Below are 25,023 nucleotides of genomic sequence, written 5' to 3' on the forward strand. Positions count from 1 at the left end.
CCGCCACAAAATCTTGTCGAGCTACACGACGAGAAACACAACAGCTGCAATCTGGGAAGAAGCATCGAGACTTGGTGATGCTGGGTTGCAAGCAAGCGCTGCGCCAACACTGAGACCGGCTTAGTGAGTTCGTGACAGAGCACAAAAGAAGGGCAACCCCCCCGTACCATCAAGATCCCGACGTCACCGCTTTGGAGTCGCTACCGGCACGACAACAGCAGGTGCTTCAAGCAACGGTGCACCACTACGTGGACACGATTGAGCCTGTTGGCAGCAAAACCCTGGTGCAACGCTTTGGCCTCAAAGCCAGCGCCGCAACAGTTCGTTCGGCAATGGGAGCCCTTGAACAGCGTGGCCTGCTCACCCAACCTCATACCTCGGCGGGAAGAGTGCCGAGCCCGCAGGGCTATCGCCACTATGTGGACTGCTTGCTGCCGCCTCCAGGATCGGCGGCGCAGCACTTGGAACGGGAACTGACAAACCTCAGTCTGCGCTGGGCAGCTCTCGATGACTTGATGTGGCAATTGGCCCGTCGCCTCACCGATTTCACCGGCCTGATGAGCTTGATTACCAGGCCCGCACGGCCAAAGCCAACGCTTCAAGCCGTACGCCTGGTGCGCAGTGGCGACCGGCTGCTGGTGATGCTGGTTGAAAGCTCCAACCAAGCCAGTCATCTCAATCTGCGCCTGCCCCATGAAGCCAGCAACGAACTCGAAGCCATCGAGGAGTGGACCCGCGATCAACTGGCCACAACGGGCAACGGCAGCCTCGACTGGTCGAGCCTGCCACCGCAGCTCAATCTGAGCGGATCTTTACTGCGAGAGGCGATTCACAGCCACAGCCAAGCTCAAACACCGGCTGAATCAGATGCAGTGTTCCATGGGATGTCAAGGCTGCTTGCGCAGCCAGAATTCAGCAGTAGCGCCAGCCTCCAACCCTTACTTGAACTGATGGATACCCAGCCAGCTGCAGTGGTGCCAGTTGGCAGTGAGCAGCTTGGAGGCGTGTGGATCGGCGCAGAGCACCCCAAGAGCGCCCTGGAAGCCTGTTCCGTGGTGCAAGCGCCCTATCACAGCTCCGGGGAAGGCATCGGACAAGTTGCTCTCGTTGGCCCGATGCGCATGGCTTATGCCACAGCCAAGGCAGCCGTGAGCAGCGTGGCGAATCACCTTGAAAGGTTGCTCTGCTAAGCGAGACAGCTAGCTATTAGTAGCAACCTTTTTTAATACGACTACCGATGTTCGGCGACTTGGTTATCGGCGAAATAAGCGGTTCAACAAAAGCTGGAAATGAGGCCCATGCACTGATTGATCCTTGCATCATTCGTTCTCGTGATCAGTTACTCGTTAACCCCTTGCTAATGATCGAGCTCTGATCCCGCAAGGCCATGGCTCAAGCAAAACGCCTATTACCGCATGGCTGCAGTTTTCATTCAAAGCTGATTGCCCAGTTTCTCTGCCACGGTGTTGACGTCCTTATCGCCGCGGCCAGAGCAATTGATTACCACTTCTGTTCCAGCGGCAAGAGTGGGGCAAAGCGTCTCTAACCAAGCAAAGGCATGGGCCGTCTCTAATGCAGGAATAATTCCTTCTAGTTCACTCACCAAGCGCAATGCATCCAAAGCCTGCTGATCGCTAACCGCGGCATACTCCGCCCGACCAATCTCACACAGGTAGCTGTGTTCTGGACCCACTCCTGGGTAGTCGAGGCCGGCACTAATCGAATGCGCCTCTTGCACCTGACCTTCATCATCCTGAAGCAACAAACTCATCGCTCCATGCAAGACGCCTACTCGACCTTCGGTGATTGTTGCCGCATGACGACCAGTTTCAACACCATCACCAGCAGCTTCCACTCCAATCATGCGCACAGAGCGGTCCTGCACGAAGGGATGAAACAAACCCATGGCATTGGACCCACCACCAACGCACGCCAAAAGAACATCAGGCAAGCGACCGAAAGCCTCAGCACACTGCTGCCTGGCCTCCTGACCGATCACGGCATGAAAGTCGCGAACAAGCATCGGATAGGGATGGGGACCAGCCACCGAACCAAGGATGTAATGGGTGGTTTCCACATTGGTGACCCAATCACGAATCGCCTCACTCGTCGCGTCCTTCAGCGTGGCCGTGCCTGCGGTGACAGGCTGCACTGTGGCTCCCAGCAGACGCATGCGGAACACATTCAACGCCTGACGGCGCATGTCCTCAGCCCCCATGTAGACGACACACTCAAGACCAAAACGGGCACACACCGTGGCCGTGGCCACACCGTGTTGACCCGCACCTGTTTCGGCAATGATCCGCTTTTTACCCATGCGTAACGCCAACAGAGCCTGACCCAAAGCGTTATTGATTTTGTGGGCGCCTGTGTGATTGAGATCCTCACGCTTAAGCCAGATCCTGGGTCCTCCGTCTGAACGGCAGTAATGAGCTGTGAGGCGCTCAGCCTCATAAAGCGGCGTCGCCCGACCCACATAGCTACGCAGCAACCGATCCAACTCAGCAGTGAAGGCAGGATCTTTCCATGCCAGCGCAGCTGCTTGCTCCAGTTCAGCCAAGGCAGGCATCAAGGTTTCGGGCACGTACTGGCCCCCATATCTGCCGAAACGCCCCTGGGCAGAAGGTCGCGCACTCACAGCGAGGTCCGCATCTTTGGGCTGAGAGGGCAGAGTGCTGGTCACCGGTACGCCAGGCAAGAACAACACCAGCCTAGGAATCGAAAGAATCACCCCAAGCAGCAAAGAGTGCTTTCGTTTGAAGCCGCAAAGTTAGAGGGAGTCTTTGCCAGCCAACTCAACCATCCGCCCCATGGGCCCTGCCCAAGCCAGACCAACAACGAAAAGGCTGGCAGCCGCTGCAATAGGAATCCGCTCTCTACTCAAGCTCAATTCATTCGCGTTCGCGCTGCAATCGTTGTTGCAGCAACCATCCAGCAGAGCATCACCAGCAGCCATCGGATCGCGGAGTTGCATCTGATCACCGCGAAGATGGCATGCAAAAACACCAACCCCCGTACATTCACAACATTGGCGATCAAACAATGCCCCGAGGTGGCTGGCAAGAATTCACAGACCCAGGTGGTTTTTCAGGGCAATCCAGCGCGCTGGAACGCCCCGATATCAGCCAAGCCAATCCCAAGGAGCAGCAAGCTGTGCGGGTGCAACGCACACGCGGAGGCAAACGTGGCAAAACAGTGACCCAGATCACTGGGCTGGCACTCACCGCGACAGAAGCCAAGGCTTTGCTCAAGCGCCTTAAGGCCCGCGCTGGCACAGGCGGAACAGTCAAAGACGATCTACTCGAGCTACAGGGCGACCAGGTGACCCTGGTGATGGACGTCCTGCAAAGCGAGGGCTTCCGTCCCAAACAAGCTGGTGGCTGAAAGGAGCTGACAGATCAGCTAGGCGGAATGGAGAATGGCAGCCCAATCAACATCAAGACCATGAGCTCTGCCCCGCAAGGAGACACAAACCCCAAGGGCACGAACATTGTCTGGCATGAAGCCTCCGTAGACCGTCAATCGCGAGCACAACAACGCGGCCACCGCAGTGCAATCCTCTGGTTCACTGGCCTATCCGGTTCTGGCAAAAGCACCCTTGCCAATGCAGTGAATGCGGCACTTTTTGAGCAAGGTCTTGCCACCTATGTCTTAGATGGCGACAACATTCGCCATAGCCTTTGCAAAGACCTCGGCTTCTCCGACTCAGATCGAGAGGAGAACATTCGCCGCATCGGCGAGGTCGCCAAGCTCTTCCTCGATGCCGGTGTCATCGTGCTCACCGCTTTCGTCTCCCCCTTTCGAGCCGACCGTGACAAAGCCCGCAAGCTTGTAGATGTTGATGATTTCATCGAAATCCACTGTGCAGCGGACCTAAGCATTTGCGAAGAGCGAGACACCAAAGGGCTTTATGCCAAAGCCAGGGCAGGCGAAATCAAAGATTTCACCGGTATTTCCAGCCCCTATGAAGAGCCTGCGTCACCCGAACTAAAGATCAATACCGGTGAGCAAAGCCTGGACAGTTGCGTTGAGATCGTGCTCAAGACTCTGCTGAATCGAAAGGTAATTCCCGCCAAGCATCAACCAGTGTCTTAATACAACTCGCCACGGGAACGGCCAGCAATAACCCCAAGAGCTGCCCAAAACCAAATAATGCTCCTGTTCTGGCACCAATCGGCAAGGCAATCAGCAACCAAGCAGGCTGCAAGCCAACGATGCTTCCCATCAGGCGCGGTTGGATCACTTGATCCACAATCTGACCAACAGCGATCGCAGCGGCCAGAATCTCTAGACCCATGCGGGGGTCCTGTAATGCGAGCAGTGCACTCACACCAACAATCGTGAGCGCACTGGCGTAGGGGATCAACGTCGTAAAACCAATTAAGACCGCAAATAACACTCCAAAGGGAATATCTAGCAGCGTAAAAACAGCGATTTGGCCACCGCTGAGAATCAACGCAAGCAAAACCTGCCCGGCAAAATAACCACGGAATGTGCCCGTGATCGTATCGACCACAAGCTCCCTCCATTGATCTGGCAGCCAACGAGCCAGCCCAGCAGTGATTGGATCACCCCCCAGCAAAAGAAACACTGCCAAGACCAGCACCAACAACGTGTTGATGGTGATGCCAAGAGTGGCTCCAAGAATGCCGAGTAATTGCTGACTCAACTGAGTCGCCACGCCGCTCAGTCGTGTCAGTAGATCACTACTGAAGTCTCCAAATTCACTAGGCAATCCCCGACCCGAAGCCCATTCCTGCAGCCGACTCACCCAACCTTCTGCAGCCACAAGCCAACCGGGTAATTCATTGATCAGCTGGCCAAGCTGATCAATCAGACGGGGCACCAACGCAACGCCCGCTAACACCAACAAGCCAACCGCCAAAACTGCCACCACACCGATGGCCAGCCAACGGGGCAACCCCAGACGCTGATTAATCCAGCGACTGGGGATATCTAGCAAAAATGCAATCAGCGCTGCCGTGACAAACAGCCCTGGGAACGGAGCCAAAGGCACTAGTAACTGACGCAGCACCCAAAGATTGAGGGCGAACAGAGGCAAAAGCAGACTGAGCCGCAACCAGATAGGGAATACCAATGGCCCAAGCATCAGAGAACTCTCATTGAGATCCTCAGCAGATCAGTCACTAGGCTGAAGCTTGGCTCCTCGCAAAGAAGCCTGCCACCAAAATGCAAGCCAGCAAGCAATCCCAACAAACTTAAAGCCCTCTTCAAACAACTGCACCGTGGCGTAGCCAATGGGCAATAGATCCTGAACCTTATCGCTGACTATCGAGAGGCCCAGAAGCATGGCCGCCGCCAGGAATGCCACACCATCAGCCTGGATGACTCATTTGCAAAAGCGTCCGCAGAAAGAAAGCTGTAATGATGCAGTAACAGCCAGCTTGAGCTAATTGCGCAAGGCTCATGCCGTAAGGAAAGATCATCAAGACAAAGCAATCTGGAGAGCATGGCCACCCTTAGGCATTAGGGCAGAATTGTCTCTAGAGGCGTTTGGCTCAGCGGTAGAAAGCCTGCCTTACAAACACGATCTCGCTGGTTCTATCCCGGCATCGCTAATCACCTAAAAGGTCTAGTCAATGAATTTGGCTCTTTCCCCAACGCTGGCTGCATGTCGGCCCCGGCAATGGCCAAAGAATCTGTTGGTTTTCGCTGCTCCACTTTTTGCCTTCCGCTTCGAGATTGAGATTTGGCAGCGAGCACTTGCTGCACTTGTGGCTTTCTGCTTGATCTCTAGCGCGATCTATCTACTGAATGACTGTCTTGATGTCGAGGTCGATCGAGTTCACCCCAGCAAAAGATATAGATCCATCGCCTCTGGGCTGGTCACGGTGCCTGCAGCCCTAGCAACAGCATTGATGCTCACAGTAGTCAGCCTCAGTTTCGCAGCCGTAATTACTCCAAAGTTGGCAGGCGTGGTGCTGCTATACGGCCTCATTCAAGTCGGCTACTGCTTAAAGCTGAAGCACCAACCGTTACTTGATCTTTTCGCTATCGCATCGGGATTCTTATTGCGGGCCATCGCAGGTGCTGTTGCTGCTGGCCTACCCCTTTCCCCCTGGTTCCTGCTCACTGTGGGACTGCTAGCGCTTTTTCTAGCTATTGAAAAGCGCAAGGCCGAACTTCGCGTAACGAAGAACGCTGGGGTAACGACCCGCACAGTATTGAAGCGCTACTCATTACCTCTGCTGCTGCGGCTTGAAAGCTTGGTGGCAACCAGTTCCTTTATGTCTTATTCACTCTGGGCCGCCGGTCCAGCTCTGAAAGGAGCGTCAACCAGTTGGATGCTACTCACCGTACCCTTCGTACTAGTAGGGATTTTCCGCTATCAGTTGCTCAGTGATCCTGAAGAGGTCGAACGCCGTGGCACATTGAGACCAGATCTCAATGGCGAAAAGCCTGAGGAGATTCTGTTGAATGATCGCGGCATTCAGTTCACCTTGATCGGCTGGGTCTTGACTACTTTGCTGATCGGGTTAGTCAACCACGCAGCTGCATAATCATGGCGATTGCAGTTTTTGATGTGGACGGCACCCTTTTGCAGGGTGATTGTCTACTGATGGCATGCCGACGATCGCGTGGCGCCTTGGGCACAGTCTTGGCAGTCCTGATCTGTATGCCTTGGCTGATTGCATGGCAACTACGGCTCATCAAAACTGGACGTTGCAAAGAGAAGGTAATTGCAGCCTTTCGTATCTGTGAGGCCGTTAATCAAGCCGCATTGAACGATCGCCAGGATTGGTTACTGCCAATGCTGCAGCGTCAACTACGTGATGAAGCTGTTCAGAGATTGCAATGGCATCAGAAGCGTGGTGATCGAGTATTGCTCTGCTCTGCTTCACCGCGCCTACTCTTACAACCACTAGCCGATGTTTTGGGCGTAGAACTGCTCTGCACTGAATTAGCAAAAGTAGACGGTTTATGGCAACCGCAATTGGTGAGTGCTAATTGCAAGGGCTCCGAGAAGGTGCGATGCCTGGAAGCCCATTTAGGGCCACTAAAACATTTCACAATTGAAGCCTATGGCGATAGTCGTGGCGATCGGGAACTACTACAAGCTGCCGCGATCCCCCACTACCGCAGCTTTTGTACTGAACCAAGGCCCTACCCTGCTTTCTCGCTGGGCGCTTTGTTGCCATTGATAGCTCTGACCCTGCTGAGCTATGGGCTGTTGGGGAGTTGGAGCCAGGGCGACAAGTTACTTCCGCTATTTCTGCGCCTTTGGCCACAGATATCAGTGGGGCTGCTGCTTGTACTGGTTAGCTATACGGTTCGCTACGGCAGGTGGAGGCTGTTACTGGCGGCTCTCTCTTTGCAACCACCAATAGCAGATGATGCCAGGATCTGGATGGGTTCCTATGCTTTTACGGCTACGCCAGGTAAAAGCGGAGAAGCTGTTCGTTCTTGGCTACTCAAGCAGAACTGCAATATCCCGGCACCCCCGACTCTGATGGCGTTGGCGGTAGAGCGCCTCACTGACGGTACTTCTGTACTGCTTATTTTGTTGTTCAATCTGCCCTTGCTGCTGCGTTGGAAACTTCCTTTGGTCTTGCTATGCACCTTGGGGCTAATTGCTGTGATCGGGTTCTGGCTGTTGGGCTGGGGACGCTGGTTGAGATCGTTGTTTTGGTCGACTGCTAACAAGTTGCTGCCTGAAAAGTTTGTCAGCGCAAGCGGAGATGGTCTGATTGCATTACGGCAATTGTTGCGAGCGCGACTCTTGCTAACGGCAACCATGATTGGGGTAGTGGCATGGTCATTAGAAGGCCTCAGCCTATGGATATTGATTAAAGGCATCGGCGCAGGCGGCATCAACTGGAATGAAGCAACAATTGCTCACACGGCCGCTGGCCTCCTTGGAGCTCTTTCCCTATTGCCAGGTGGACTTGGCAGCACCGAGGCAGGCACCATTGGTCTGTTGAATCTCCAAGGTGTACCTCTTGCCGTCGCCACTCCGGCCACTCTGCTAATCCGCTTGATGACTCTCTGGTTCGCTACCGGTCTGGGAGTGTTGTGCTTGCTATGGCAAGAGCGTAGAAGCTGATGTCAGCTGCTGACTCTGAACCCAGTCAAGGCTGGAAACCAGCATGGAGCAGTTTCATTGCCCTGACACTCCTAGCTGTGGCTTTAACGGCGATGCTGCAGAGGCCAGCTTCTGAGCGCCAAGTACTTGTAGCGTCGACCCACAAGCTGCTGCTGTGGCTTCCAGTGCTCTACGGCATCGTGGTAGTCAGCTATGCAGGCCGTTATTGGCGCTGGAGGCTATTACTGGGCCGAATTGGAATCGGTCGACTGAGTTGGGCCGATCTGATCGGCTGGTTTCGTGGCTTTGCCCTCACGGCAACCCCCGCCAAGTTGGGCGAACTCAATCGGATTCGGCAGCTCCATAGGCAGCTGAACTACCCCCGCAGCCCCCTGGTGCACGTCTTTGTAGTTGAACGCATCGCTGATGCATCTGCCGTGGCTTTTCTGCTGATGCTGTTGACGCCGAATCAATTGCTGGTGCATCTTTCAGGCCTGAATTGGATCGTTGAACTACTGCTAGCTGTGGGGGTGTTGGCTGTTGTTTTCTTTTCCGCCTTACGCCCCCTGCGCTGCTTCTTATCCAATCGCCTAAAAAGCTGGCATCATCATCTACCCAGCGGCGCTCTGGGGCGCGCCATCTGGCCCGCCATATTGATTTCAATGGCGCTGTGGGCCAATGAGGCCTTAGTGCTTTGGTTACTGGTGCACTTGCTGAGCCCTACACCGATCACCATCCCAACAGCCATCAGCATTTATTTGCTGTCTGGTGTCATCGGCATAGCTTCATCATTACCTGGCGGGGTTGGAGTGAATGAGGCCGTCACAGTCTTGCTTTTAAGCAGACTGGACATTGGCCCTGCAGTCGCCCTGCCGGTTGCGGTGCTTAGGCGGATTATCACCCTTTGGTCAATCGTGGCTCTCGCTGCTGCGATTAGGATTTTCTGGCCTTATCCAGCCTTCTCATCTAGCAAGTTTGCGAAAGGATGAACACTATGGGTCAAGCAGCGAGAACTCCGATTCGCAGCTCCTTTGTGCTCGGAAGTACCAGTGAAATAGCCAAGGCAATTTGCCATGAGTTGGCTCGATGTGGCTGTCGTCAGTTCCATTTGATTGCCCGCAACCAGGCTGGGAACGAACAACTGGCCGAACAACTGAGAAATCACTATGGCGCAGTCGTCACCCAGGAGCAGACCGATCTTTTGACTGATGTAGCCCTTGATGGTCCTGGCAAGCCGCAGGTGGGCAACTATGACTTGTATTTGATCACTGCGGGTTCTCTTGGTGATCTCGAACTAGCGCGCAACGATGCCACTGAGGCCTTGCGAATCACAGCTGCAAACTACAGCGGTCTACTGCCATGGTTAACTGCAATTGCTACTCCTGAGCGGCTTTCTGGCCCGGGGCGGTTGTGGGTGTTCAGTTCAGTTGCAGCTGATCTTGGCAGACCCTCCAACTATCACTACGGAGCAGCCAAAGCTGCTCTTACTGCGTTCTGCGAGGGTCTACAACTGCGCTGCCAAAGGAAGCCTTTTGCAGTGCGCACCATCAAGGCTGGCTTTATGGCCACATCGATGACGATTGGCAAGGCACCAAAAGTTCTGTGCGTCAGTCCACAATCGGTGGCGCGTGATCTACTGAGACGCCCCAACCGTAGAGGTATCGAATACCTCCCCTGGTGGTGGGCACAGATCATGTGGTTCATTCGCTTGTTGCCTGCGCCCTTTGCTTCAAGGCTGTGACCTTGCCCCTCTCTTCGCAAACACAAATCCTCAGCGGTTGGGGCCGCACAATGCCAGTGCAGGCAAAGGTTGTGCAGCCAGCCAGCGTCCAACAAGTCCAGGAGCTAGTGCGTCAGGCAAGCCCGGCCTCACTGATCGCGAGAGGGCTAGGCCGCTCATACGGTGATGCGGCCCAACTGGATGGTGCCTCTGCGGTTGAGATGGGAGCCTTTGATCAAATCAACCTTGATCTTGTCAAAGGCTCTGTGACAGCCGGCGCAGGGGTAAGTCTGAATCAGTTGCTGCGGGTAATCGTGCCGGCAGGCTTTTTTTTGCCCGTCACCCCTGGCACTCGTAACGTCACCATTGGCGGTGCCATTGCAGCAGATGTGCACGGCAAAAACCATCACGTTGATGGCAGCTTTGGCAATCATCTCCAACGGCTGTTGCTTGTTGATGGCAGAGGCGAGCTGCGTGAGCTCACCCCCAGCGGGAAAAGCAGCGTGGATGAAATCGAACAGTTCTGGGCAACGGTGGGTGGGATGGGTCTCACCGGCATCATCGTGGAAGCCACCTTTTCACTCATCCCAATCAGCAGCTCTTTGATCAGCGTCAATACCGCTCGATATCACAATCTCGATGAGCTGATGGCTGCGATGGTGGCGTCTGATAGCAATTACCGTTACAGCGTCGCCTGGATCGACAGCCTCAATGCAAAGGGCCGCGGAGTTCTCAGCTGCGGTGACCATGCCATGGCCGAACAACTACCCACCAGCCAACAGGCGGATCCACTTGTTTACGACCCAAAGCCCTTGGCCTCAGCACCGACTTTTCTCCCTGTAGGGCTACTCAACAAGCTCACCGTACGAGCCTTTAACGAAGCCTGGTTTCGCAAGGCACCCAAGCAGCGGCTAGGTGAATTGCAGACAATCGGAGCCTATTTCCACCCTCTTGATGGTGTGCAGGACTGGAATCGTATCTATGGCCCGGCCGGTTTTTTGCAGTATCAATTCGTTGTGCCAGACAACGCCTCACACTTAGTGCTCTACACGCTAGAAGCCTTGCGAAAAATTGGCACTTCGAGCTTTTTGACTGTGCTCAAGCGTTTTGGTCCTAGTAACCCAGGCCACTTGTCGTTTCCAATGCAGGGATGGACACTTGCAGTGGATCTTCCTGCAGCGGTACCGGGATTATTTGAGGTACTTGACCATCTAGATGAACACATAGCTGCTGAGAATGGCAGACTTTACCTAGCGAAAGATTCGCGCCAATCAGCCACAATCCTTCGCCGAACTTATCCACGACTGGAGGAGTGGCAGCAAGCAAGAGAAAAACTTGACCCCAGCAAAGTCTTCTCTTCAGACATGGCTATTAGGACTGGACTTTAGACCAATCATTCTCATCAATCTAGAGAACACTCCCTGACACTATCTGCATGTATATGACGCAATCATTCTGCGCCAACAAGTCAATCCTTCTCTAGCGAACATGATCGTTGTCAACAAGTAGTGTCATCGGCTGGGGATAGCGAAGAAGATACAGTCCAAAACTATTCATCTTGAAGCAAATCAGCTAAGCCAAATATTGGCTTGCAAAGAATACTTAGAAATTTTGCTTAAGCCAAATACTGCCGGTTGAATCATACCCAATCGGCTAAGGATTGGATTCAAAAGCAATATCGTAAATCACAAGCATACCTGCCAGAACATACATTCAACCAAAAGAGTGGTTGTCAAGCCCACATGACAAGAGCTTACAAAGCCCATCAACCAAACAGTCTACACATTAACAAAAAGAGAATGGCAGCATTTAGCGATCTCAAGAAGAGATATTCCAATGGAAGTAGCATCAACAAATCAACCTTTGCAAAATTTTATGCCGGCTATATTGCATTTATTATACCCAATAAGTAGGCCTTGCAATGTGATTTAAAGCTGGCTTGATCCTACCGGTCAGCGCCAAGGCTAAAATCAAGAAATTAATAGAGGCTTCTATTGATTTGAAAAAACATGGATGGCTACAGCTTTTTATGAGTCACTTCTGGGGTGTCTCATTATCTTCAGCAGACAGCATTGTGATGCTGATGCTTTCCGCTACATTCCTCCGAGGCATACTGCGCAATATTAGTGAAAACAATAGCTACAACGATTCTTGGACTGTTGGGGAATGGCTTATAAACTACTCAGGAGGCTTTGTACGCCGAGGGCTGCCTGGATCCGGCATTTATCATCTAACAATTCTCACAGGAGTTAATCCTGAAAATCTTGTTTTAGCTATATCTCTTTTATTCTTCGCAATTGTAGCGGTCTTTCTCTGCTGGCGTAGAGAGCTGTTGTTGCATCCACTGGTCATTCTTTCATCAGTAGGGCTTCTAGGGCCATTGACAACTGGCAATTTGATCCGAAAGGATTTTACTGTACTAATTCTTTTGCTTGCTTGTCTATTAATTCTTAGGGCCTGGTGGTCTCGTCGATGGTCGACAATTCCAGCTCTAATCATGATCAATACAATCTCAATCATGGGCATCCTTAGCCAGGAAATATATGGTTTTGTTGCACTACCAATATTAATTCTAATAGCAGGTTATTTGATCGCGCAAGATGGAAATTGCCATGTATTTATTTTTTGGAAAGGTTTAATAAGGGCCTTTCTATTCTTGCTCCCTACTTTGGCAATATTTTCCTTAGTTCTGCACGCACGTGGCAATAGTCAGATTGCCCATGCCATCCATAGTTCGTGGGTAGCACTTGCCGATCTAATGGGGCCGTCAGACAAGCTAATCAGTGGATCACCCGATGGAGCAATTAAGGCCCTAGCCAGGGTCCCTGGCACTCAATTTGCCAAAACCTATACAATCTTCAAAAGCTTTGCGGGTCCGATTTGGGTGCCCCTGGCTTGGCTGATAACGGCCATGGCTGGATTACGTCTACTCTTGGCAGGATTTGGCCATAGTGCCATGGCCAATATTAATTTTGATCGCTTTCAATTACGCCGCTTTGCTCTAATGGTGGCCTCGATCCAAATTATCGCCATTGCACCCCTATTTATCCTCGGAACCGACTATGGTCGCTGGCTATCATTCTGGTATCTAAGCACTTTACTAATCGTATTGGTTTGGGCCCAAACGGATCTGATTAATGTTAATCAATATTCCTCCATTCATTTGCTTATGCCAACATCTATCGATTCGTACTTCATCAAAATGCAGAATTGGCTTTGTTCTGATATGCATCCGAACACCCTTCGTTGGCTTGTAATCCTTCTAGGAATACCAGAACATGCTTCCTGGAGCCTAATGGATTGGCTTGCCGCCACTCCATTAGGCTATCTAATTTACCTCTAACAATTAATGATTTAATATTATCAACGCCTTGCGAATTCCTGGCGATCAGCAATCAAAACGCTTCTATGCAATTGAGAACAATATGATTATTTCTTTAATATTTACGCCAAATGCTGCCTCCGAATAATCAAAGCCTAAAGCAATTACTACTATCCAAGTATTACCATGAAGTTGATTCTAACAACCAGGAGATGGTGAAAGAATGCAATGCCCCCGCTGATTAAGTTTAGCCTTCTCTTCAAGCGATATTGTTCCGCGAGGGCTAATCCAAAGCGCTCGTTGAGATCCTCAGCAGGTCAGTCGCTAGCCTGAAGCTTGGCTCCTCGCAAAGAAGCCTGCCACCAAAATGCAAGCCAGCAAGCAATCCCAACAAACTTAAAGCCCTCTTCAAACAACTGCACCGTGGCGTAGCCAATGGGCAATAGATCCTGAACCTTATCGCTGACTATCGAGAGGCCCAGAAGCATGGCCGCCGCCAGGAATGCCACACCATCAGCCTGGATGACTAATTTGCGAAAGCGTAACAAGATGAATAGGGCCAAAATGGCATAGGAGGTATATAGAAAATCAGGGCCTATATGACGATCATGAAGTAAAAATAAATCATCGAGACAAAGAATAGTGGAAAAAATGCCACCCACTAGCAACAGCTGACACCAATCACGCTTTATTGCTAGCCCAGAGAGGGAAACAAAAAGGCTTATGGCTGCCGCTGCAGCCCAAAGCAAAAATCCAAAATTAGAAAGCATGCCAACAGCAACTGGGAAGTCGCATGTCTGCATTAGATCCGTTAAAACTTTTCCAGGTTGAATACCCGCAGCTGCCGAGAGAGACAGCACAACAATGTAGACGATTAATGCCGGGAAAATAGCAACAACCAAGAGGCGGGTGAAAGGATTACGCAGCATCAAAACTCATAGACAAGCATCAAGCCGGGACCTTACCTGTGGCTTGAGTGGAGTTGCGAGGTTCCAACAAGACCTTCACATCTGCCCCAAATAAGCCTCACTGCCAAGCTCCAACAAGCGAGCATCCTTGGCTACCACAGCATCGTGAAGATCCTGGCGGTAGGCCCTCAACCGCTCTGCAAGCTGTGGATCACAGATCGCCAGGATCTGAGCCGCCAGCAAGCCAGCATTAAGCCCTCCACCAATCGCCACTGTTGCCACAGGGATTCCCCCAGGCATCTGCACAATCGAATGCAAGGAATCCACCCCGGAAAGAGCCCTGCTCTGCACAGGTACTCCAATCACTGGCAGCGTGGTGAGTGACGCCACCATGCCCGGCAAATGAGCAGCACCGCCGGCACCTGCCACGATCACCTTCAAACCTCTCTGATGAGCTTCCTTTGCAAAGGCCACCATCTCAAGGGGCGTACGGTGCGCAGAAAGCACACGCACCTCCACCTTCACACCGAACTCCTCTAAGACGGTGACGGCCGGTTGCAGGGTTGGCAAATCAGAATCACTACCCATCACCACAGCCACCTGCGGCGGCGATTCAGCAGCTGCCAAAGGCACAGGCAGAGAAGCAGAGGTCACGATGAATAATGACGACAATGCCATGGTCCCGCACTAGCACCGCCTGGCCACCTCCCATGCATCGGATCACCCACATCCGCCTGCCCGAACCTCTCAACAAAGCCGTGGACACCAAGCTGTGGTGGATGGCCGTAGATGAGCACGAGCGGGTGCTCAGTGTTCAACCCATGGCAGATGGCTCTGCCATGGACGGGGAGAGCTGGCAGGGCGACTGGCTCAGCCCCATGGGCATCGATCTACAAATCAATGGAGGGCTGGGATTGGCCTTCCCCGAGCTCACCGCCAAAGACATTCCCCAGCTCCTGAAGCTGCTCGACAGACTCTGGCAAGACGGTGTACAGGCAATCTGCCCCACGGTTGTGAGCTGCGGCGTAGCAGCCCTGCGTCAATCTTTAACGGTGCTGCATGCAGCCCGAGAACAACACTGCCCGCAACGCTGTGAACTACTAGGGGCCCACCTTGAAGGCCCTTTTCTGGCAACAGCACGCCACGGCGCCCATCCCCTGGAGCATCTCTGTGCTCCGAGCCTAAGGGCACTGGATGAACGCATTCGCGGCTTTGAGCAAGACATCAGTTTGATGACCCTGGCTCCAGAACTGCCCGGATCATCTGAAGTGATTGAACGACTAAGGACCCTAGGCATCGTGATATGCCTAGGGCACTCGAACGCAGATGGGGAAGCCTCTGCCGATGCCTTCTCCCAGGGAGTGGGAATGCTGACCCACTCCTTCAATGCCATGCCCGGTCTTCATCATCGTGCAGCTGGCCCGGTGGGGGAAGCCTGCATGCATGGAGAAATCGCTATGGGACTAATCGCCGATGGAGTTCATGTTGACCCCACCATGGCGGTGCTATTGCAAAGACTGGCACCACAACAGCTGATACTTGTGAGCGATAGTCTCGCTCCCTACGGCCTCAAAGATGGCAAATATCGCTGGGATGAAAGAGTTCTGCTGGTCGAAAAAGGAACCTGTCGTTTGGAAGATGGCACTCTGGCAGGAGTCACATTGCCGCTCCTGGAAGGGAGTCGACGTTTAGCCACTTGGAGTGGTGAACCTGCCGCGGCCATCTGGGCTGCCACCATGGCCCCTCGTCAGGTGATGGGCAATGGCCGCACACTGGATGAGCTACTTGTGAATCAGCCCTTAACAGACTTACTCCGCTGGCAGTGGAAACCGGATACTGAAGAGCTGATCTGGAAGCATGCTGCTTAAGATCCCGATCGTCTGAACCCAACTCAATGGCCATGGAACAGCGCCAAGAGCTCAAACAGGCCGAAAAAACTGAAGTAGCCAACTACTTCAACGGAACAGGATTTGATCGCTGGAATCGCATCTACAGCGAAAGTGATGATGTCAATAAAGTGCAGCGCAATATCCGCATCGGCCATCAAAAAACGGTGGATGATGTGCTCGCCTGGCTTCAGGAACGCGGTGATCTGAGTGCCATGAGTTTCTGCGACGCCGGCTGCGGGGTAGGAAGCCTCAGCCTTCCTCTGGCCGCAATGGGGGCTGGATCGATTGCCGCAAGTGACATTTCCGCCGCCATGGTGGCCGAAACCAAACGCCGCGCTGCAGATGCGCAGCTGGATCTAAGCCGACTAACTTTCACCACCTCCGACCTCGAAAGCCTGCAGGGTTGCTTTCACACCGTGATCTGCCTGGATGTCTTCATCCACTACCCCCAACAGGCAGCGGAAGAGATGGTCCGTCACCTATGCGGACTCACACAAGAAAGTTTGCTAGTGAGCTTTGCCCCTTACACCCCTCTACTAGCGCTACTCAAACGCATTGGCCAGCTGTTCCCAGGGCCTAGTAAAACAACTCGCGCGTATACCCTTCGCGAAGACGGCATCATCAAAGCCGCAATGGGCTGCGGATTCGAACCCATCCGCAGCAAACTCAATCAGGCTCCATTCTACTTTTCACGACTGATTGAGTTCAAGAAAATTTAAAATTACAGCTAAATCTTCTAGCAAAAGCAACAGGGAAAGGCAATATCTACTAAACTCAATCAAGCTTGAATTGACCAAACAAGTTAATATCAACTGCCACTACATCTCCAGGCTTAACAAATGCGGTACCCACCAGCCCAGTGTAAGAACCACCCTCGCCAATAACTGAAAGCCGATGGCTCTCAGGAAAGATGTTGGCAAGAACAAGATCAATAGAACCGGATTGATTAATAGCTTTCCACTTGCTAGCGCTTAAACCGAGAGAACCCAGGCCTCGCAACTGAAGATTGCCTTTGTTCAACCTAAAAGTTCCCTGAAAATGGGTCACAAAACTCTGCTGCAGATCATGCCCCAAAGCCTGGCTCATCACAATCTGCTCAACAGCATAAAAGGTTGATTGCGACTGAGCACAAGCAGCATCCTCAGAAACATTAAAAACATAGGTCATATGATCTCCAACTGAAATTTGTCCGTCCTGATTTACATCAGAGAAAAACGTAGATTTTATTTTGCAGACTAATAATTGTAGGTCCAATCTTTCAGGTTGCAACACTTGATGCTGGCGCACAGAATTAAAAGAGCAACCTGCAATTCCCATCAAAGAGCATGCAATCAGCAACCCACGCTTCAACATCAACAAGTCACGAGCTCTTGGGGATTCAACGATCACCCTAACTGGTGAAATAGGCGCCGCTCATCTTTCCGTCTTCATCTGGAGGCACCGCGGCGAGCAGGCTGTGAAGCCATGCAGACGGTTGCGGTAGGGCACATCCAGAAGCCTGTGAGCATGAAGACAATAACCACCATCACCTGGTGTTGCTGCTGATGAAATCTGCCCATCAAAGCCGTAGAGAGGGTCTCCAATCAAAGGCGAACCAATCGCTGCCAGATGGATTCGAATTTGATGCGGACGCCCAGTTTGAATGGCTACCTCCAGTAAATCTGCATCCTGACGTCGCTCCAGCAATCGCACAGTTGACAAGGCTGTAAGAACACGAGATTCAGACTGCTTTGAATCATGTTGCCGAGATGAATCAGCAGCAACCCAAACCTTGCCCACCATGGGGTGAGCCGTCTGCACAATCGGGACCCTGATCGTGGCAACCTCATCGCAATGGACATTCAGATTGCGGTGCGCCAAAGCGCGATAAATCTTCTTGCAGCCTTGATCACCGGCAGTGGCACGACGAAACATCGCTGAGAGTTTCGCTCGAGTCTCCCTTTGCCTAGCGCAGATCAACAGTCCCGATGTAAACCGTCCCAGGCGATGCACCGGCCTTGGCAGCCGAGACTCCCCATCCAGCTGACAACGACGTTGCAGCAGCCCCGTCAGCGTGTGATCAAGGAACCCCCCACCTGGGATCACCGGCAACCCTGAAGGCTTATTGACGACCAGCAGATCGCCATCATCAAAAATCACCTCCCAGCTCGCCGGAACTGCAGCTTCCAGCCATGGAGGGCGCTGCCAACACACCTGATCACCTGAGGCGAGCAGCTGATCCAATCGCACCAGCTCGCCATTCAGCCGAATCTGCCCCGCCTGCAAACGCTGTTGCCATACATCTCGGCTCGAGTGGGTGTAATGCACCGCAAGCAGCTCCACCAACCCTCGACCAGCATCCACAGCAGCAATGCGTTGGCTGTAGGTCCAGCCATGGTTGAAGCTGGCTGAGAGCCAATCCGCATCAGACACGCCATTGCAGCCTGCCAATGGTCATGTCACTAACTGGTTTTCCAAGGCATAACGAACCAACTCAGTGCGACTTGACGTACCCGTTTTGATGAACAGACGACTCACGTACTTCTCAACATTGCGAATTGATGTCTCCAACTTCCGAGCGATCTCCTTATTCATCAACCCCTCAGCCACCAATTGCAGAACACTCGCCTCCCGCGGCGTGAAGTTGTGAAGCGCTACATCCTTGGATGAACTGCCATCACCATGGGCAAGCATGGTGCGAATCTCTGTGATCTGCCGGGCCATCTGACCCACATCAGTATCCGCGAAACGAGCTGCTTCCCGAAGAAGGCGATCTTGCCGACGAACCACGTTGCGGACACGAGCCACCAACTCCTCAGGGTCAAAGGGTTTAGGGATGTAGTCATCCACCCCAGCCAGATAACCCTCGGTGCGATCGGCCGTCATCCCCTTAGCAGTAAGAAAAATCACAGGAGTGCCACCCAAGCGCTCGTCCTCCCGCATCCGCTTAAGCAGTCCATAGCCATCACAACGCGGCATCATCACATCGCTGATGACCAAATCAGGCAGCATCTCTTGAGCCTTCTGCCAGCCATCGTCTCCATCGACAGCAGTGGTGACCTCAAATCCTTCATCCTCCAGATAAGCCTGCACCGCAGTGCGCAGCCCGGGTTCATCATCAACCAGTAGTAAACGCGGAGACGGGGCAGCCTCCACATTCTGGGGAAGGGTCTCACTCATGGGCCAACAGGATTGCAAGCTGCAAAAATCTAGAAGCGATCGCCCCAACAGTCCTGAAGCGATAGGGACCTCAACGGACTGGTCCGACCAAAACTTCTTGGAATTCAACTAACACGGTTGAATAACCGAGTGATAGAGCCTTATCTTTCAGATTGGTTGGATCTGTGCCGCCCAGCTCTGGGACACAAGCCGCCCACCACACAAGATGGTCCTCCCGATTCGCTGGGTTCACAATCCCCCCTGGATTAAGACGACGCACATACACCGCTCTGCTATCTCGGGTGATCCGGAGTGGTTCTTCGGTGCTGCAGCTCACTGACTCCGTGTGAACGTTGAGGTCATATGACCACTCCTGCCAAAGTTTGAAGCGGCGCAGATCCTGATCAAACTTGTCCGTCTTGAGCGCATACATCCCCAAGAGATAATCGCCACCAACATCAGGGCGCTTAATTAACACCACCAAATTGGCAGGCCGACTCTTCTTCATCTGCTCAATAACCTCCTGAGGCTCAATAGCCTCTGAAGGGCGGAGGCATAACAAAAACAAGGCCGTGAGGCTCAGACCAACGATCCTGAAAGAACGACGCATGCGCGACAGAGCAACGGAACTTTCCACCATGCTGCCAAGCCTTTCCAGTGGATCCCTAAAACAATCCCCCCTTTGCTTGGATTATCAGGCAACCACACCCTGTGCTGCCGAGGTTGTCAAGGCCATGGCCGCCTACTGGAGCGAGGACTGGGGAAATGCCTCAAGCCGCCAACATCGCTCTGGATTGAAGGCCGCAGCCGCAGTGAGCCTCGCTCGAGAGCAACTGGCCTGCCATCTGCGCGTCACACCGCAACGCGTGATCTTTACGAGCGGTGCCACAGAAGCTAATAACCTGGCGCTAGTGGGCCATGCCAGGGCAAGAGCAGAACAACGCGGAGCACCAGGCCACCTGATCACGCTGGTTACTGAACACCATGCCGTACTCGATCCGCTGCGCCAATTGCAAAAGGAAGGTTTCCGACTAACCGAACTACAACCACGGGCTGATGGTCTACTGCGACCGGAGCAACTGGCTGAGGCATTTGAAAACGACACGCTGCTCGTGAGCGTGATGGTCGCCAACAATGAAACGGGTGTCATCCAACCCCTAGCAGAGCTGTCAGAGCTTTGCCGTAAGCGTGATGTGGTTCTGCATAGCGATGCCGCACAAGCCTTTGGTCACGTCCATCTCGATGCAGATGCTCTCGGGCTCGATCTGGTCAGCATCAGCGGCCACAAGCTTTACGGCCCTAAAGGGATCGGCGCACTCGTCGTACGTCCTGAAGTACCAATCAAACCCTTGCAGTGGGGTGGGGGCCAAGAGCAGGGCCTAAGGCCTGGGACACTACCCGTGCCATTAATTGTGGGCCTCGCTAAAGCCGTAGAACTAGCCATGGAGGACATCACGAGCCGCCAAGACAAGCTCTGCACGCTGCGTAATCAACTCTGGGATGGTTTACGAGAACGCCTCCCCGATCTCATCCTCAATGGATCGCTAGAGCACAGGCTGCCTCACAATCTCAACATCACAATTCCAGGCGTGCGCGGCAGCAACCTGCATCAACAATTGCGACCGCTCATTGCTTGCAGCAGCGGCTCTGCCTGCAGCCAAGGAGCCCCATCCCATGTGCTGATGGCCTTAGGACGCACATCAGCTGAGGCGGAAGCCTCGATTCGACTGAGCTTGGGTCGCAACACCTCAAGCGAAGAGATCACCCAGGCTGTGGAGTCGATTAGCAATGTCGTGACCGACCTGAGAGCTAGATAGCAACAACTGCCTCACAATCGATGTCGCAGTTTCAAAAAATCCTGAGCAAAACTTTTACTGCAGCTAGTTTTTAACAACATCTGTGTATTAGACGGTGGCAACTACTCCTACCGGCTCCAGCCTTCAGGTGCTCAAAGCCGTCGAGGACGGCTGGAACGCCTTCTGTAAAGCTCCCTGGAGTTTTTTGCTTTTCCAAATCCTGGTGGGGGTGGTCACGCTCCCCTTCATCGGAATTGCTGCTCTTGGCGGTACTCGCATCGCCGCTGTCAAAGAAGTTGCATGGTTACATCCAGTCCTGGGTTATCTACTGCTGGTCGTTGGCCTGATCGGTTACATCATTGTGGTGCTATGGGGAATTGTGGGACTAATCCGAGGCGCTTGGACAGCACTCGATGGTCAAAAGCCTGACTTCGCCGTCTTTACACGTTGGGATCAAAGCTCCAGCTGGCGGCTACTGGGCTCATTGATTCTTTATATCGTCGTGATCGCTGTTGCCTCAGTGATTGCCTACCTGATAGGCCTGGGGCTAGGCCAGATCAATCAAGCCCTAATCGTGATTCCAAGCATTGCCCTAGCAATCTTTGCAATCTGGTTCCTGGTCACCCAACAGTTCCTCGTTCAAAACAGCCTGCTTGGCAGCAAGAACTCAGCCAATGCATTGAGTTCTGGTATCGATGTGATCAACCCTTCCTGGTGGATCGTGCTCTGGCTGCTGATTGTGGAGGCTGTGATCCATGCCATCGCCGCCACCTTCCACTATGGAGGTCTCTTCGTGATGGTTCCTGCCATGGTTTGCATCTCAACTGCGGCCTACCGTCAGTTGTTCGGCAGCACAGACAACACTGGCCTGCTTAAGCCCAACTGAGCAGCAAAAAGCCAGCGATGCCGAGTAGCGCCAAAACGAATTGGGCTACTCGGCTCACCAATAAGCCAGCGACCACTGCAAGCCCGACCAGCGCACCACGGCGAGCAGCAAGCAACCATCCAAGTGCTAAAGGAGGTTGCCTAGCCGTCAACGTTTCCACCAAAGCAGCACCCAGCCAAGGTCCAAAGAGAGCCCCTAGCAATGGGCCTCCAAAAGGCAAAGCCGGCAATAGACCCACCAAGCCAAGCAGCAGCCCCAATCCAGCACCCAAAACTGCCCAGCGGCTTGCTCGTAAACGAGCAGAAGCAAGAGCTACCGCTAACAGATCAGCAATAAGGCCAAGTAAAAAAACAATGCAGGCCAAACCAAGGCTGAGCCAACCTGCACTCCAGCCCACATGCCAAACCCATAAACCAGCACCGAGTGGCAACCACAACAAACTCGGTAACACCGGCAACAATGCTCCAGGGAGAGCTAGCAGTTGCACTCCAAAAGCCCACCACCAGATTGGATCAGAGGGCATCGGCAGTGGTCGCTTGAGGCAAGCGGCGAGCGAATCGACACTTTGCACTACGGCTGCGTGGATTGGCAGCGATCTCCATCTCGCTGGCCACCAAAGGCTTACGGGTTAGCCGCTCCAGGCGCTGATCACGCAAGAAAGCAGTCTTGACGCGACGGTCTTCAAGAGAATGAAAGCTGATCACTGCGAGCAAACCACCTGGGACTAACCAGTCAGGGGCCTTTTGCAAGAAGCGATCTAAGGCATCCAATTCATTATTCACAGCAATGCGCAGGGCCTGAAAAGTACGGGTGGCTGGATGGATACGACCATGACGGGCCTTCGGCGGATAGCAACCAGCCACCGCATAAGCCAAAGCGGCGGTGCCGGCATAGGGTCCTTGCTCTGCCAGATCGTGCTTAATGCGCCGGGCGATGCGTCGGGACAAGCGCTCCTCGCCATAGGCATAGATGAGATCTGCCAGCTCTGTTTCTTCGAGACGCCCAATCAGCTCAGCCGCCGTTTCGCCCACCTGGGGGTTCATGCGCATGTCGAGCGGACCATCGAGGCGAAAGCTAAAACCTCTTTGCGCCACATCCAGTTGGGGACTGCTCACTCCCAAGTCAGCCATCACCACCACTGCCGGCTCGGCGGGGCTGAAATCGACAAAATTAGTCGCCACGATCGTGACGCGATCTCCAAATAGCGCCAGTCGCTCAGCCGCCGCCGCACGAGCCGTGGGGTCTTGGTCCAAACCGATCAGGCGGAGATCTGGATGACGTTCCAGCAACAGAGCACTATGGCCGCCGCCGCCCAGAGTGGCATCAATGATCAACCCGCCAACGAGCAGCTCTGCAGGCAAAGCAGCGACAGGCTGCGACACGGCATCTTCCATTACGGACAGATGCTTGAAACCTGAATCCGAATTAATGGACGAATCGGGCATGGGTTCCTTCCTAAGATCCCGCTAACGCTCTGCAACTCAAGGCCCCATGTCGCAGCTGGAAACGCGTACGGAGCCAATGGTCGTCAACTTCGGCCCCCATCATCCCTCGATGCATGGAGTGCTGAGGCTGGTGGTCACCCTCGACGGTGAAGACGTGGTGGACTGCGAACCGGTGATCGGTTATCTCCATCGGGGCATGGAAAAAATTGCCGAAAACCGCACGAGTGTGATGTTCGTGCCCTACGTGAGCCGCATGGACTATGCAGCCGGAATGTTCTACGAGGCAATCGTCGTGAACGCTCCGGAGCGCTTGGCCAACATCTCTGTGCCGAAGCGAGCCAGCTACATCCGCGTGCTGATGCTCGAGCTCAATCGCATTGCCAACCACCTGCTCTGGCTTGGCCCCTTCCTGGCTGATGTGGGTGCCCAAACACCCTTTTTCTATATCTTCCGAGAAAGAGAAATGATCTACGACCTGTGGGAAGCAGCCACAGGGCAACGATTGATCAACAACAACTATTTCCGCATCGGTGGCGTCGCCTGTGATTTGCCCTGGGGCTGGCTAGAGAAATGCCAAGACTTCTGCGACTGGTTTGGTCCCAAAATCGATGAGTACGAAAAACTAATCACCAACAACCCAATCTTCCGTCGCCGCATCGAAGGTTTGGGCGCCATTGGGCGAGATGAGGCAATCAACTGGAGCCTTTCGGGGCCAATGCTGCGGGCATCAGGAGTGCCATGGGATCTACGCAAAGTGGATCACTACGAGTGCTATGACGACTTCGATTGGGATGTCGCCTGGGAGAAAGAAGGCGATTGCTATGCGCGCTATCGCGTTCGGATCGAAGAAATGCGCCAATCACTGAAGATCCTGCGCCAGGCCTGCGACATGATCCCAGGCGGCCCAACAGAAAACCTCGAAGCTCAGCGGATGGCGGAGGGTAAGACAAGCCCCTTTATGGGATTTGACTATCAATACGTCGCCAAGAAAGTTGCACCCACCTTCAAGATCCCTAATGGCGAGCTTTACACCAGGCTTGAGTCAGGCAAGGGAGAAATCGGCGTTTTCCTACAGGGCAACAATGACGTCACACCATGGCGTTTCAAAATCCGCGCTGCTGATCTCAATAACCTGCAAATCCTGCCTCATATCCTCAAGGGAGCGAAAGTCGCAGACATCATGGCGATCCTTGGCTCCATCGACGTGATCATGGGGTCTGTGGATCGCTAAGGCACAAGGCACTGAACCGTTTTCTGCGACGGCTGCAACGGGCTGGTTATCTCCTGCCGGCAACACTCACTGGCTGCCTATGGATCAAGGGTCTGCATCCATCGCTACCAGGCTGGCCCTGCCCACTCAGAGCTCTCACCGGCATTCCCTGCCCAACCTGCTTCCTTACTAGGGCCACAACTGAAGCACTGCAGGGCAATCTCAGCAGCTCAATGCAATGGCATGCTTTTGGGCCAGTGGTGGCCGCAATCTTGATCAGCTGGTCGGTGCTGGCAATCCAGCAGCGCCGATTGATGCCCTTTGCTATCCACGCTTGGCATTTAATCGCGGCAGCCGTTGCGTTGATCAGCTACTGGCTGGTGAGACTTGGCTTGAACTTTGGCCTAGGAATGCAAGCATTCCCTATGTACTGAAGAATCCACAAAGAGCAAAAGGCAAGAAAAGTTTTGAGCTGCTGCGGAGCCTTTTACTGAGATCTAAATAGATACTGACTAGTTTAATCTTATCCAAATTAGCCAAGCTGCTATCACCAATCCATTAAGCCCTAATGCCAGGCCAATGGTGATATACGCGAAGACATTACCTGCTGCATTCTTCTCCCCGTTGAGATTGACTCTCATGATCAGATATGAGGGCTAACATGT

The 25,023-nt window shown here is 53.3% G+C and carries 28 protein-coding genes and 1 pseudogene; 17 read left to right on the top strand and 12 right to left on the bottom strand.

Going from position 1 to position 25,023, the window contains the following annotated elements:
• The first annotated feature begins 131 nt into the window (after window positions 1-131).
• A complete protein-coding gene (gene hrcA / locus AKG35_RS10780; RefSeq protein WP_011131391.1) occupies window positions 132-1,190 on the top strand; it encodes a heat-inducible transcriptional repressor HrcA in 1,059 nt (352 codons plus the stop codon).
• A 242-nt stretch (window positions 1,191-1,432) separates the two neighbouring features.
• On the opposite strand, the gene trpB is transcribed toward hrcA, so the two are convergent.
• Window positions 1,433-2,683 (bottom strand): tryptophan synthase subunit beta, encoded by a 1,251-nt coding sequence (trpB, locus tag AKG35_RS10785; protein WP_041385249.1) that lies wholly within the window; start codon window positions 2,681-2,683, stop codon window positions 1,433-1,435.
• A gap of 87 nt (window positions 2,684-2,770) precedes the next feature.
• Window positions 2,771-3,043 (bottom strand): hypothetical protein, encoded by a 273-nt coding sequence (locus AKG35_RS10790; RefSeq protein ID WP_041384718.1) that lies wholly within the window; start codon window positions 3,041-3,043, stop codon window positions 2,771-2,773.
• On the opposite strand from AKG35_RS10790, the gene AKG35_RS10795 reads away from it, so the two are divergent.
• Together AKG35_RS10795 and cysC are read left to right on the top strand one after the other, a co-directional pair.
• A complete protein-coding gene (locus AKG35_RS10795) occupies window positions 3,043-3,384 on the top strand; it encodes a translation initiation factor (RefSeq protein WP_041384719.1) in 342 nt (113 codons plus the stop codon). The genes AKG35_RS10790 and AKG35_RS10795 overlap by 1 nt on opposite strands.
• 60 nt (window positions 3,385-3,444) lie before the next feature.
• The gene (gene cysC, locus AKG35_RS10800) at window positions 3,445-4,095 is read left to right on the top strand and encodes an adenylyl-sulfate kinase (protein WP_197524588.1); all 651 of its coding nucleotides are present in this window, start codon (window positions 3,445-3,447) and stop codon (window positions 4,093-4,095) included.
• Here cysC and AKG35_RS10805 read toward each other — a convergent pair.
• Window positions 4,040-5,110: an AI-2E family transporter gene (locus tag AKG35_RS10805; protein ID WP_011131395.1), complete on the bottom strand. Its 1,071-nt coding sequence runs from the start codon at window positions 5,108-5,110 to the stop codon at window positions 4,040-4,042. The genes cysC and AKG35_RS10805 overlap by 56 nt on opposite strands.
• Before the next feature lie 30 nt (window positions 5,111-5,140).
• Window positions 5,141-5,332 carry a hypothetical protein gene (locus AKG35_RS10810; protein WP_052646197.1) on the bottom strand — a complete coding sequence of 64 codons (192 nt, stop codon included), beginning with the start codon at window positions 5,330-5,332 and terminating at the stop codon, window positions 5,141-5,143.
• A gap of 268 nt (window positions 5,333-5,600) precedes the next feature.
• Here AKG35_RS10810 and AKG35_RS10815 point away from each other — a divergent pair, with 268 nt between their 5' ends.
• The 7 genes from AKG35_RS10815 (at window position 5,601) to AKG35_RS10840 (ending at window position 13,107) form a co-directional block, all read left to right on the top strand.
• Window positions 5,601-6,521 carry a decaprenyl-phosphate phosphoribosyltransferase gene (locus AKG35_RS10815; RefSeq protein ID WP_011131396.1) on the top strand — a complete coding sequence of 307 codons (921 nt, stop codon included), beginning with the start codon at window positions 5,601-5,603 and terminating at the stop codon, window positions 6,519-6,521.
• 2 nt (window positions 6,522-6,523) lie between these two features.
• Window positions 6,524-8,065: a flippase-like domain-containing protein gene (locus AKG35_RS10820; protein WP_011131397.1), complete on the top strand. Its 1,542-nt coding sequence runs from the start codon at window positions 6,524-6,526 to the stop codon at window positions 8,063-8,065.
• Window positions 8,065-9,033 (top strand): lysylphosphatidylglycerol synthase transmembrane domain-containing protein, encoded by a 969-nt coding sequence (locus AKG35_RS10825; protein ID WP_011131398.1) that lies wholly within the window; start codon window positions 8,065-8,067, stop codon window positions 9,031-9,033. The genes AKG35_RS10820 and AKG35_RS10825 overlap by 1 nt, the downstream gene beginning before the upstream one ends.
• Entirely contained in the window at window positions 9,030-9,785 is a 756-nt protein-coding gene (locus AKG35_RS10830) for an SDR family NAD(P)-dependent oxidoreductase (protein WP_236066156.1), read from the top strand. Before AKG35_RS10825 ends, AKG35_RS10830 begins: the two co-directional genes overlap by 4 nt.
• Window positions 9,782-11,152 (top strand): FAD-binding oxidoreductase, encoded by a 1,371-nt coding sequence (locus tag AKG35_RS10835; protein WP_041384721.1) that lies wholly within the window; start codon window positions 9,782-9,784, stop codon window positions 11,150-11,152. Before AKG35_RS10830 ends, AKG35_RS10835 begins: the two co-directional genes overlap by 4 nt.
• Before the next feature lie 246 nt (window positions 11,153-11,398).
• On the top strand, window positions 11,399-11,677 hold the full coding sequence (locus AKG35_RS13080) for a hypothetical protein (protein WP_157859889.1): 279 nt from the start codon (window positions 11,399-11,401) through the stop codon (window positions 11,675-11,677).
• Between the two features lie 26 nt (window positions 11,678-11,703).
• Complete coding sequence (locus AKG35_RS10840; protein WP_157859890.1) at window positions 11,704-13,107, top strand: hypothetical protein; 1,404 nt, start codon at window positions 11,704-11,706, stop codon at window positions 13,105-13,107.
• A gap of 296 nt (window positions 13,108-13,403) precedes the next feature.
• On the opposite strand, the gene AKG35_RS10845 is transcribed toward AKG35_RS10840, so the two are convergent.
• On the bottom strand, window positions 13,404-14,015 hold the full coding sequence (locus AKG35_RS10845) for a hypothetical protein (RefSeq protein WP_011131402.1): 612 nt from the start codon (window positions 14,013-14,015) through the stop codon (window positions 13,404-13,406).
• Between the two features lie 75 nt (window positions 14,016-14,090).
• Window positions 14,091-14,672 (bottom strand): 5-(carboxyamino)imidazole ribonucleotide mutase, encoded by a 582-nt coding sequence (purE, locus tag AKG35_RS10850; RefSeq protein ID WP_080502871.1) that lies wholly within the window; start codon window positions 14,670-14,672, stop codon window positions 14,091-14,093.
• Here purE and AKG35_RS10855 point away from each other — a divergent pair.
• Entirely contained in the window at window positions 14,657-15,862 is a 1,206-nt protein-coding gene (locus tag AKG35_RS10855) for an N-acetylglucosamine-6-phosphate deacetylase (RefSeq protein ID WP_011131404.1), read from the top strand. The genes purE and AKG35_RS10855 overlap by 16 nt on opposite strands.
• Window positions 15,863-15,888: 26 nt before the next feature.
• Window positions 15,889-16,602, top strand: coding sequence for a magnesium protoporphyrin IX methyltransferase (gene bchM, locus AKG35_RS10860; RefSeq protein ID WP_011131405.1), 714 nt, complete (start codon window positions 15,889-15,891; stop codon window positions 16,600-16,602).
• Window positions 16,603-16,657: 55 nt separating this feature from the next.
• On the opposite strand, the gene AKG35_RS10865 is transcribed toward bchM, so the two are convergent.
• From AKG35_RS10865 to AKG35_RS10880, 4 genes are all read right to left on the bottom strand, one after another.
• Entirely contained in the window at window positions 16,658-17,272 is a 615-nt protein-coding gene (locus AKG35_RS10865; RefSeq protein WP_041384725.1) for a hypothetical protein, read from the bottom strand.
• A 24-nt stretch (window positions 17,273-17,296) separates the two neighbouring features.
• Window positions 17,297-18,295, bottom strand: coding sequence for a pseudouridine synthase (locus AKG35_RS10870; RefSeq protein WP_236069594.1), 999 nt, complete (start codon window positions 18,293-18,295; stop codon window positions 17,297-17,299).
• A 21-nt stretch (window positions 18,296-18,316) separates the two neighbouring features.
• On the bottom strand, window positions 18,317-19,042 hold the full coding sequence (locus AKG35_RS10875; RefSeq protein WP_011131408.1) for a response regulator transcription factor: 726 nt from the start codon (window positions 19,040-19,042) through the stop codon (window positions 18,317-18,319).
• Window positions 19,043-19,112: 70 nt separating this feature from the next.
• Window positions 19,113-19,661, bottom strand: a complete 549-nt coding sequence (locus AKG35_RS10880) for a hypothetical protein (protein ID WP_011131409.1) — start codon at window positions 19,659-19,661, stop codon at window positions 19,113-19,115.
• Between AKG35_RS10880 and AKG35_RS10885 the strand changes: the two genes are divergently transcribed.
• Window positions 19,630-20,838, top strand: coding sequence for a cysteine desulfurase family protein (locus AKG35_RS10885; protein WP_157859891.1), 1,209 nt, complete (start codon window positions 19,630-19,632; stop codon window positions 20,836-20,838). The two genes, AKG35_RS10880 and AKG35_RS10885, sit on opposite strands and share 32 nt — an antisense overlap.
• A gap of 94 nt (window positions 20,839-20,932) precedes the next feature.
• Complete coding sequence (locus tag AKG35_RS10890; RefSeq protein ID WP_011131411.1) at window positions 20,933-21,703, top strand: hypothetical protein; 771 nt, start codon at window positions 20,933-20,935, stop codon at window positions 21,701-21,703.
• Here AKG35_RS10890 and AKG35_RS10895 read toward each other — a convergent pair.
• The gene (locus AKG35_RS10895) at window positions 21,690-22,226 is read right to left on the bottom strand and encodes a DUF456 domain-containing protein (protein ID WP_011131412.1); all 537 of its coding nucleotides are present in this window, start codon (window positions 22,224-22,226) and stop codon (window positions 21,690-21,692) included. The two genes, AKG35_RS10890 and AKG35_RS10895, sit on opposite strands and share 14 nt — an antisense overlap.
• The gene (gene rsmH, locus AKG35_RS10900; RefSeq protein WP_011131413.1) at window positions 22,216-23,148 is read right to left on the bottom strand and encodes a 16S rRNA (cytosine(1402)-N(4))-methyltransferase RsmH; all 933 of its coding nucleotides are present in this window, start codon (window positions 23,146-23,148) and stop codon (window positions 22,216-22,218) included. The genes AKG35_RS10895 and rsmH overlap by 11 nt, the downstream gene beginning before the upstream one ends.
• A 46-nt stretch (window positions 23,149-23,194) precedes the next feature.
• Here rsmH and AKG35_RS10905 point away from each other — a divergent pair, with 46 nt between their 5' ends.
• From AKG35_RS10905 to AKG35_RS13580, 3 genes and pseudogenes are all read left to right on the top strand, one after another.
• Window positions 23,195-24,379: an NAD(P)H-quinone oxidoreductase subunit H gene (locus tag AKG35_RS10905; RefSeq protein WP_011131414.1), complete on the top strand. Its 1,185-nt coding sequence runs from the start codon at window positions 23,195-23,197 to the stop codon at window positions 24,377-24,379.
• Window positions 24,380-24,522: 143 nt separating this feature from the next.
• Window positions 24,523-24,576, top strand: a pseudogene (locus tag AKG35_RS13575) (DUF2752 domain-containing protein); the annotation flags it as partial.
• 20 nt (window positions 24,577-24,596) lie between these two features.
• A complete protein-coding gene (locus AKG35_RS13580) occupies window positions 24,597-24,863 on the top strand; it encodes a hypothetical protein (RefSeq protein WP_011131415.1) in 267 nt (88 codons plus the stop codon).
• Window positions 24,864-25,023 lie beyond the last annotated feature (160 nt).

The organism is Prochlorococcus marinus str. MIT 9313, from assembly GCF_000011485.1.
GTDB classification, from domain to species: domain Bacteria; phylum Cyanobacteriota; class Cyanobacteriia; order PCC-6307; family Cyanobiaceae; genus Prochlorococcus; species Prochlorococcus marinus_D.

Bases quoted from the DNA above. Each gene is read 5' to 3' on its own strand.
- AKG35_RS10815 (WP_011131396.1), top strand. From the start codon at position 5,601: ATGAATTTGGCTCTTTCCCCAACGCTGGCTGCATGTCGGCCCCGGCAA.
- AKG35_RS10830 (WP_236066156.1), top strand. From the start codon at position 9,030: ATGAACACTATGGGTCAAGCAGCGAGAACTCCGATTCGCAGCTCCTTT.
- AKG35_RS10895 (WP_011131412.1), bottom strand. From the start codon at position 22,226: ATGCCCTCTGATCCAATCTGGTGGTGGGCTTTTGGAGTGCAACTGCTA.
- AKG35_RS10855 (WP_011131404.1), top strand. From the start codon at position 14,657: ATGACGACAATGCCATGGTCCCGCACTAGCACCGCCTGGCCACCTCCC.
- bchM (WP_011131405.1), top strand. From the start codon at position 15,889: ATGGCCATGGAACAGCGCCAAGAGCTCAAACAGGCCGAAAAAACTGAA.
- AKG35_RS10825 (WP_011131398.1), top strand. From the start codon at position 8,065: ATGTCAGCTGCTGACTCTGAACCCAGTCAAGGCTGGAAACCAGCATGG.
- purE (WP_080502871.1), bottom strand. From the start codon at position 14,672: ATGGCATTGTCGTCATTATTCATCGTGACCTCTGCTTCTCTGCCTGTG.
- AKG35_RS10880 (WP_011131409.1), bottom strand. From the start codon at position 19,661: ATGGTGGAAAGTTCCGTTGCTCTGTCGCGCATGCGTCGTTCTTTCAGG.
- rsmH (WP_011131413.1), bottom strand. From the start codon at position 23,148: ATGCCCGATTCGTCCATTAATTCGGATTCAGGTTTCAAGCATCTGTCC.
- AKG35_RS10875 (WP_011131408.1), bottom strand. From the start codon at position 19,042: ATGAGTGAGACCCTTCCCCAGAATGTGGAGGCTGCCCCGTCTCCGCGT.
- AKG35_RS10905 (WP_011131414.1), top strand. From the start codon at position 23,195: ATGTCGCAGCTGGAAACGCGTACGGAGCCAATGGTCGTCAACTTCGGC.
- AKG35_RS10820 (WP_011131397.1), top strand. From the start codon at position 6,524: ATGGCGATTGCAGTTTTTGATGTGGACGGCACCCTTTTGCAGGGTGAT.
- AKG35_RS10885 (WP_157859891.1), top strand. From the start codon at position 19,630: ATGCGCGACAGAGCAACGGAACTTTCCACCATGCTGCCAAGCCTTTCC.
- AKG35_RS10795 (WP_041384719.1), top strand. From the start codon at position 3,043: ATGCCCCGAGGTGGCTGGCAAGAATTCACAGACCCAGGTGGTTTTTCA.
- AKG35_RS13580 (WP_011131415.1), top strand. From the start codon at position 24,597: ATGGCATGCTTTTGGGCCAGTGGTGGCCGCAATCTTGATCAGCTGGTC.
- AKG35_RS10805 (WP_011131395.1), bottom strand. From the start codon at position 5,110: ATGCTTGGGCCATTGGTATTCCCTATCTGGTTGCGGCTCAGTCTGCTT.
- AKG35_RS10845 (WP_011131402.1), bottom strand. From the start codon at position 14,015: ATGCTGCGTAATCCTTTCACCCGCCTCTTGGTTGTTGCTATTTTCCCG.
- cysC (WP_197524588.1), top strand. From the start codon at position 3,445: ATGAGCTCTGCCCCGCAAGGAGACACAAACCCCAAGGGCACGAACATT.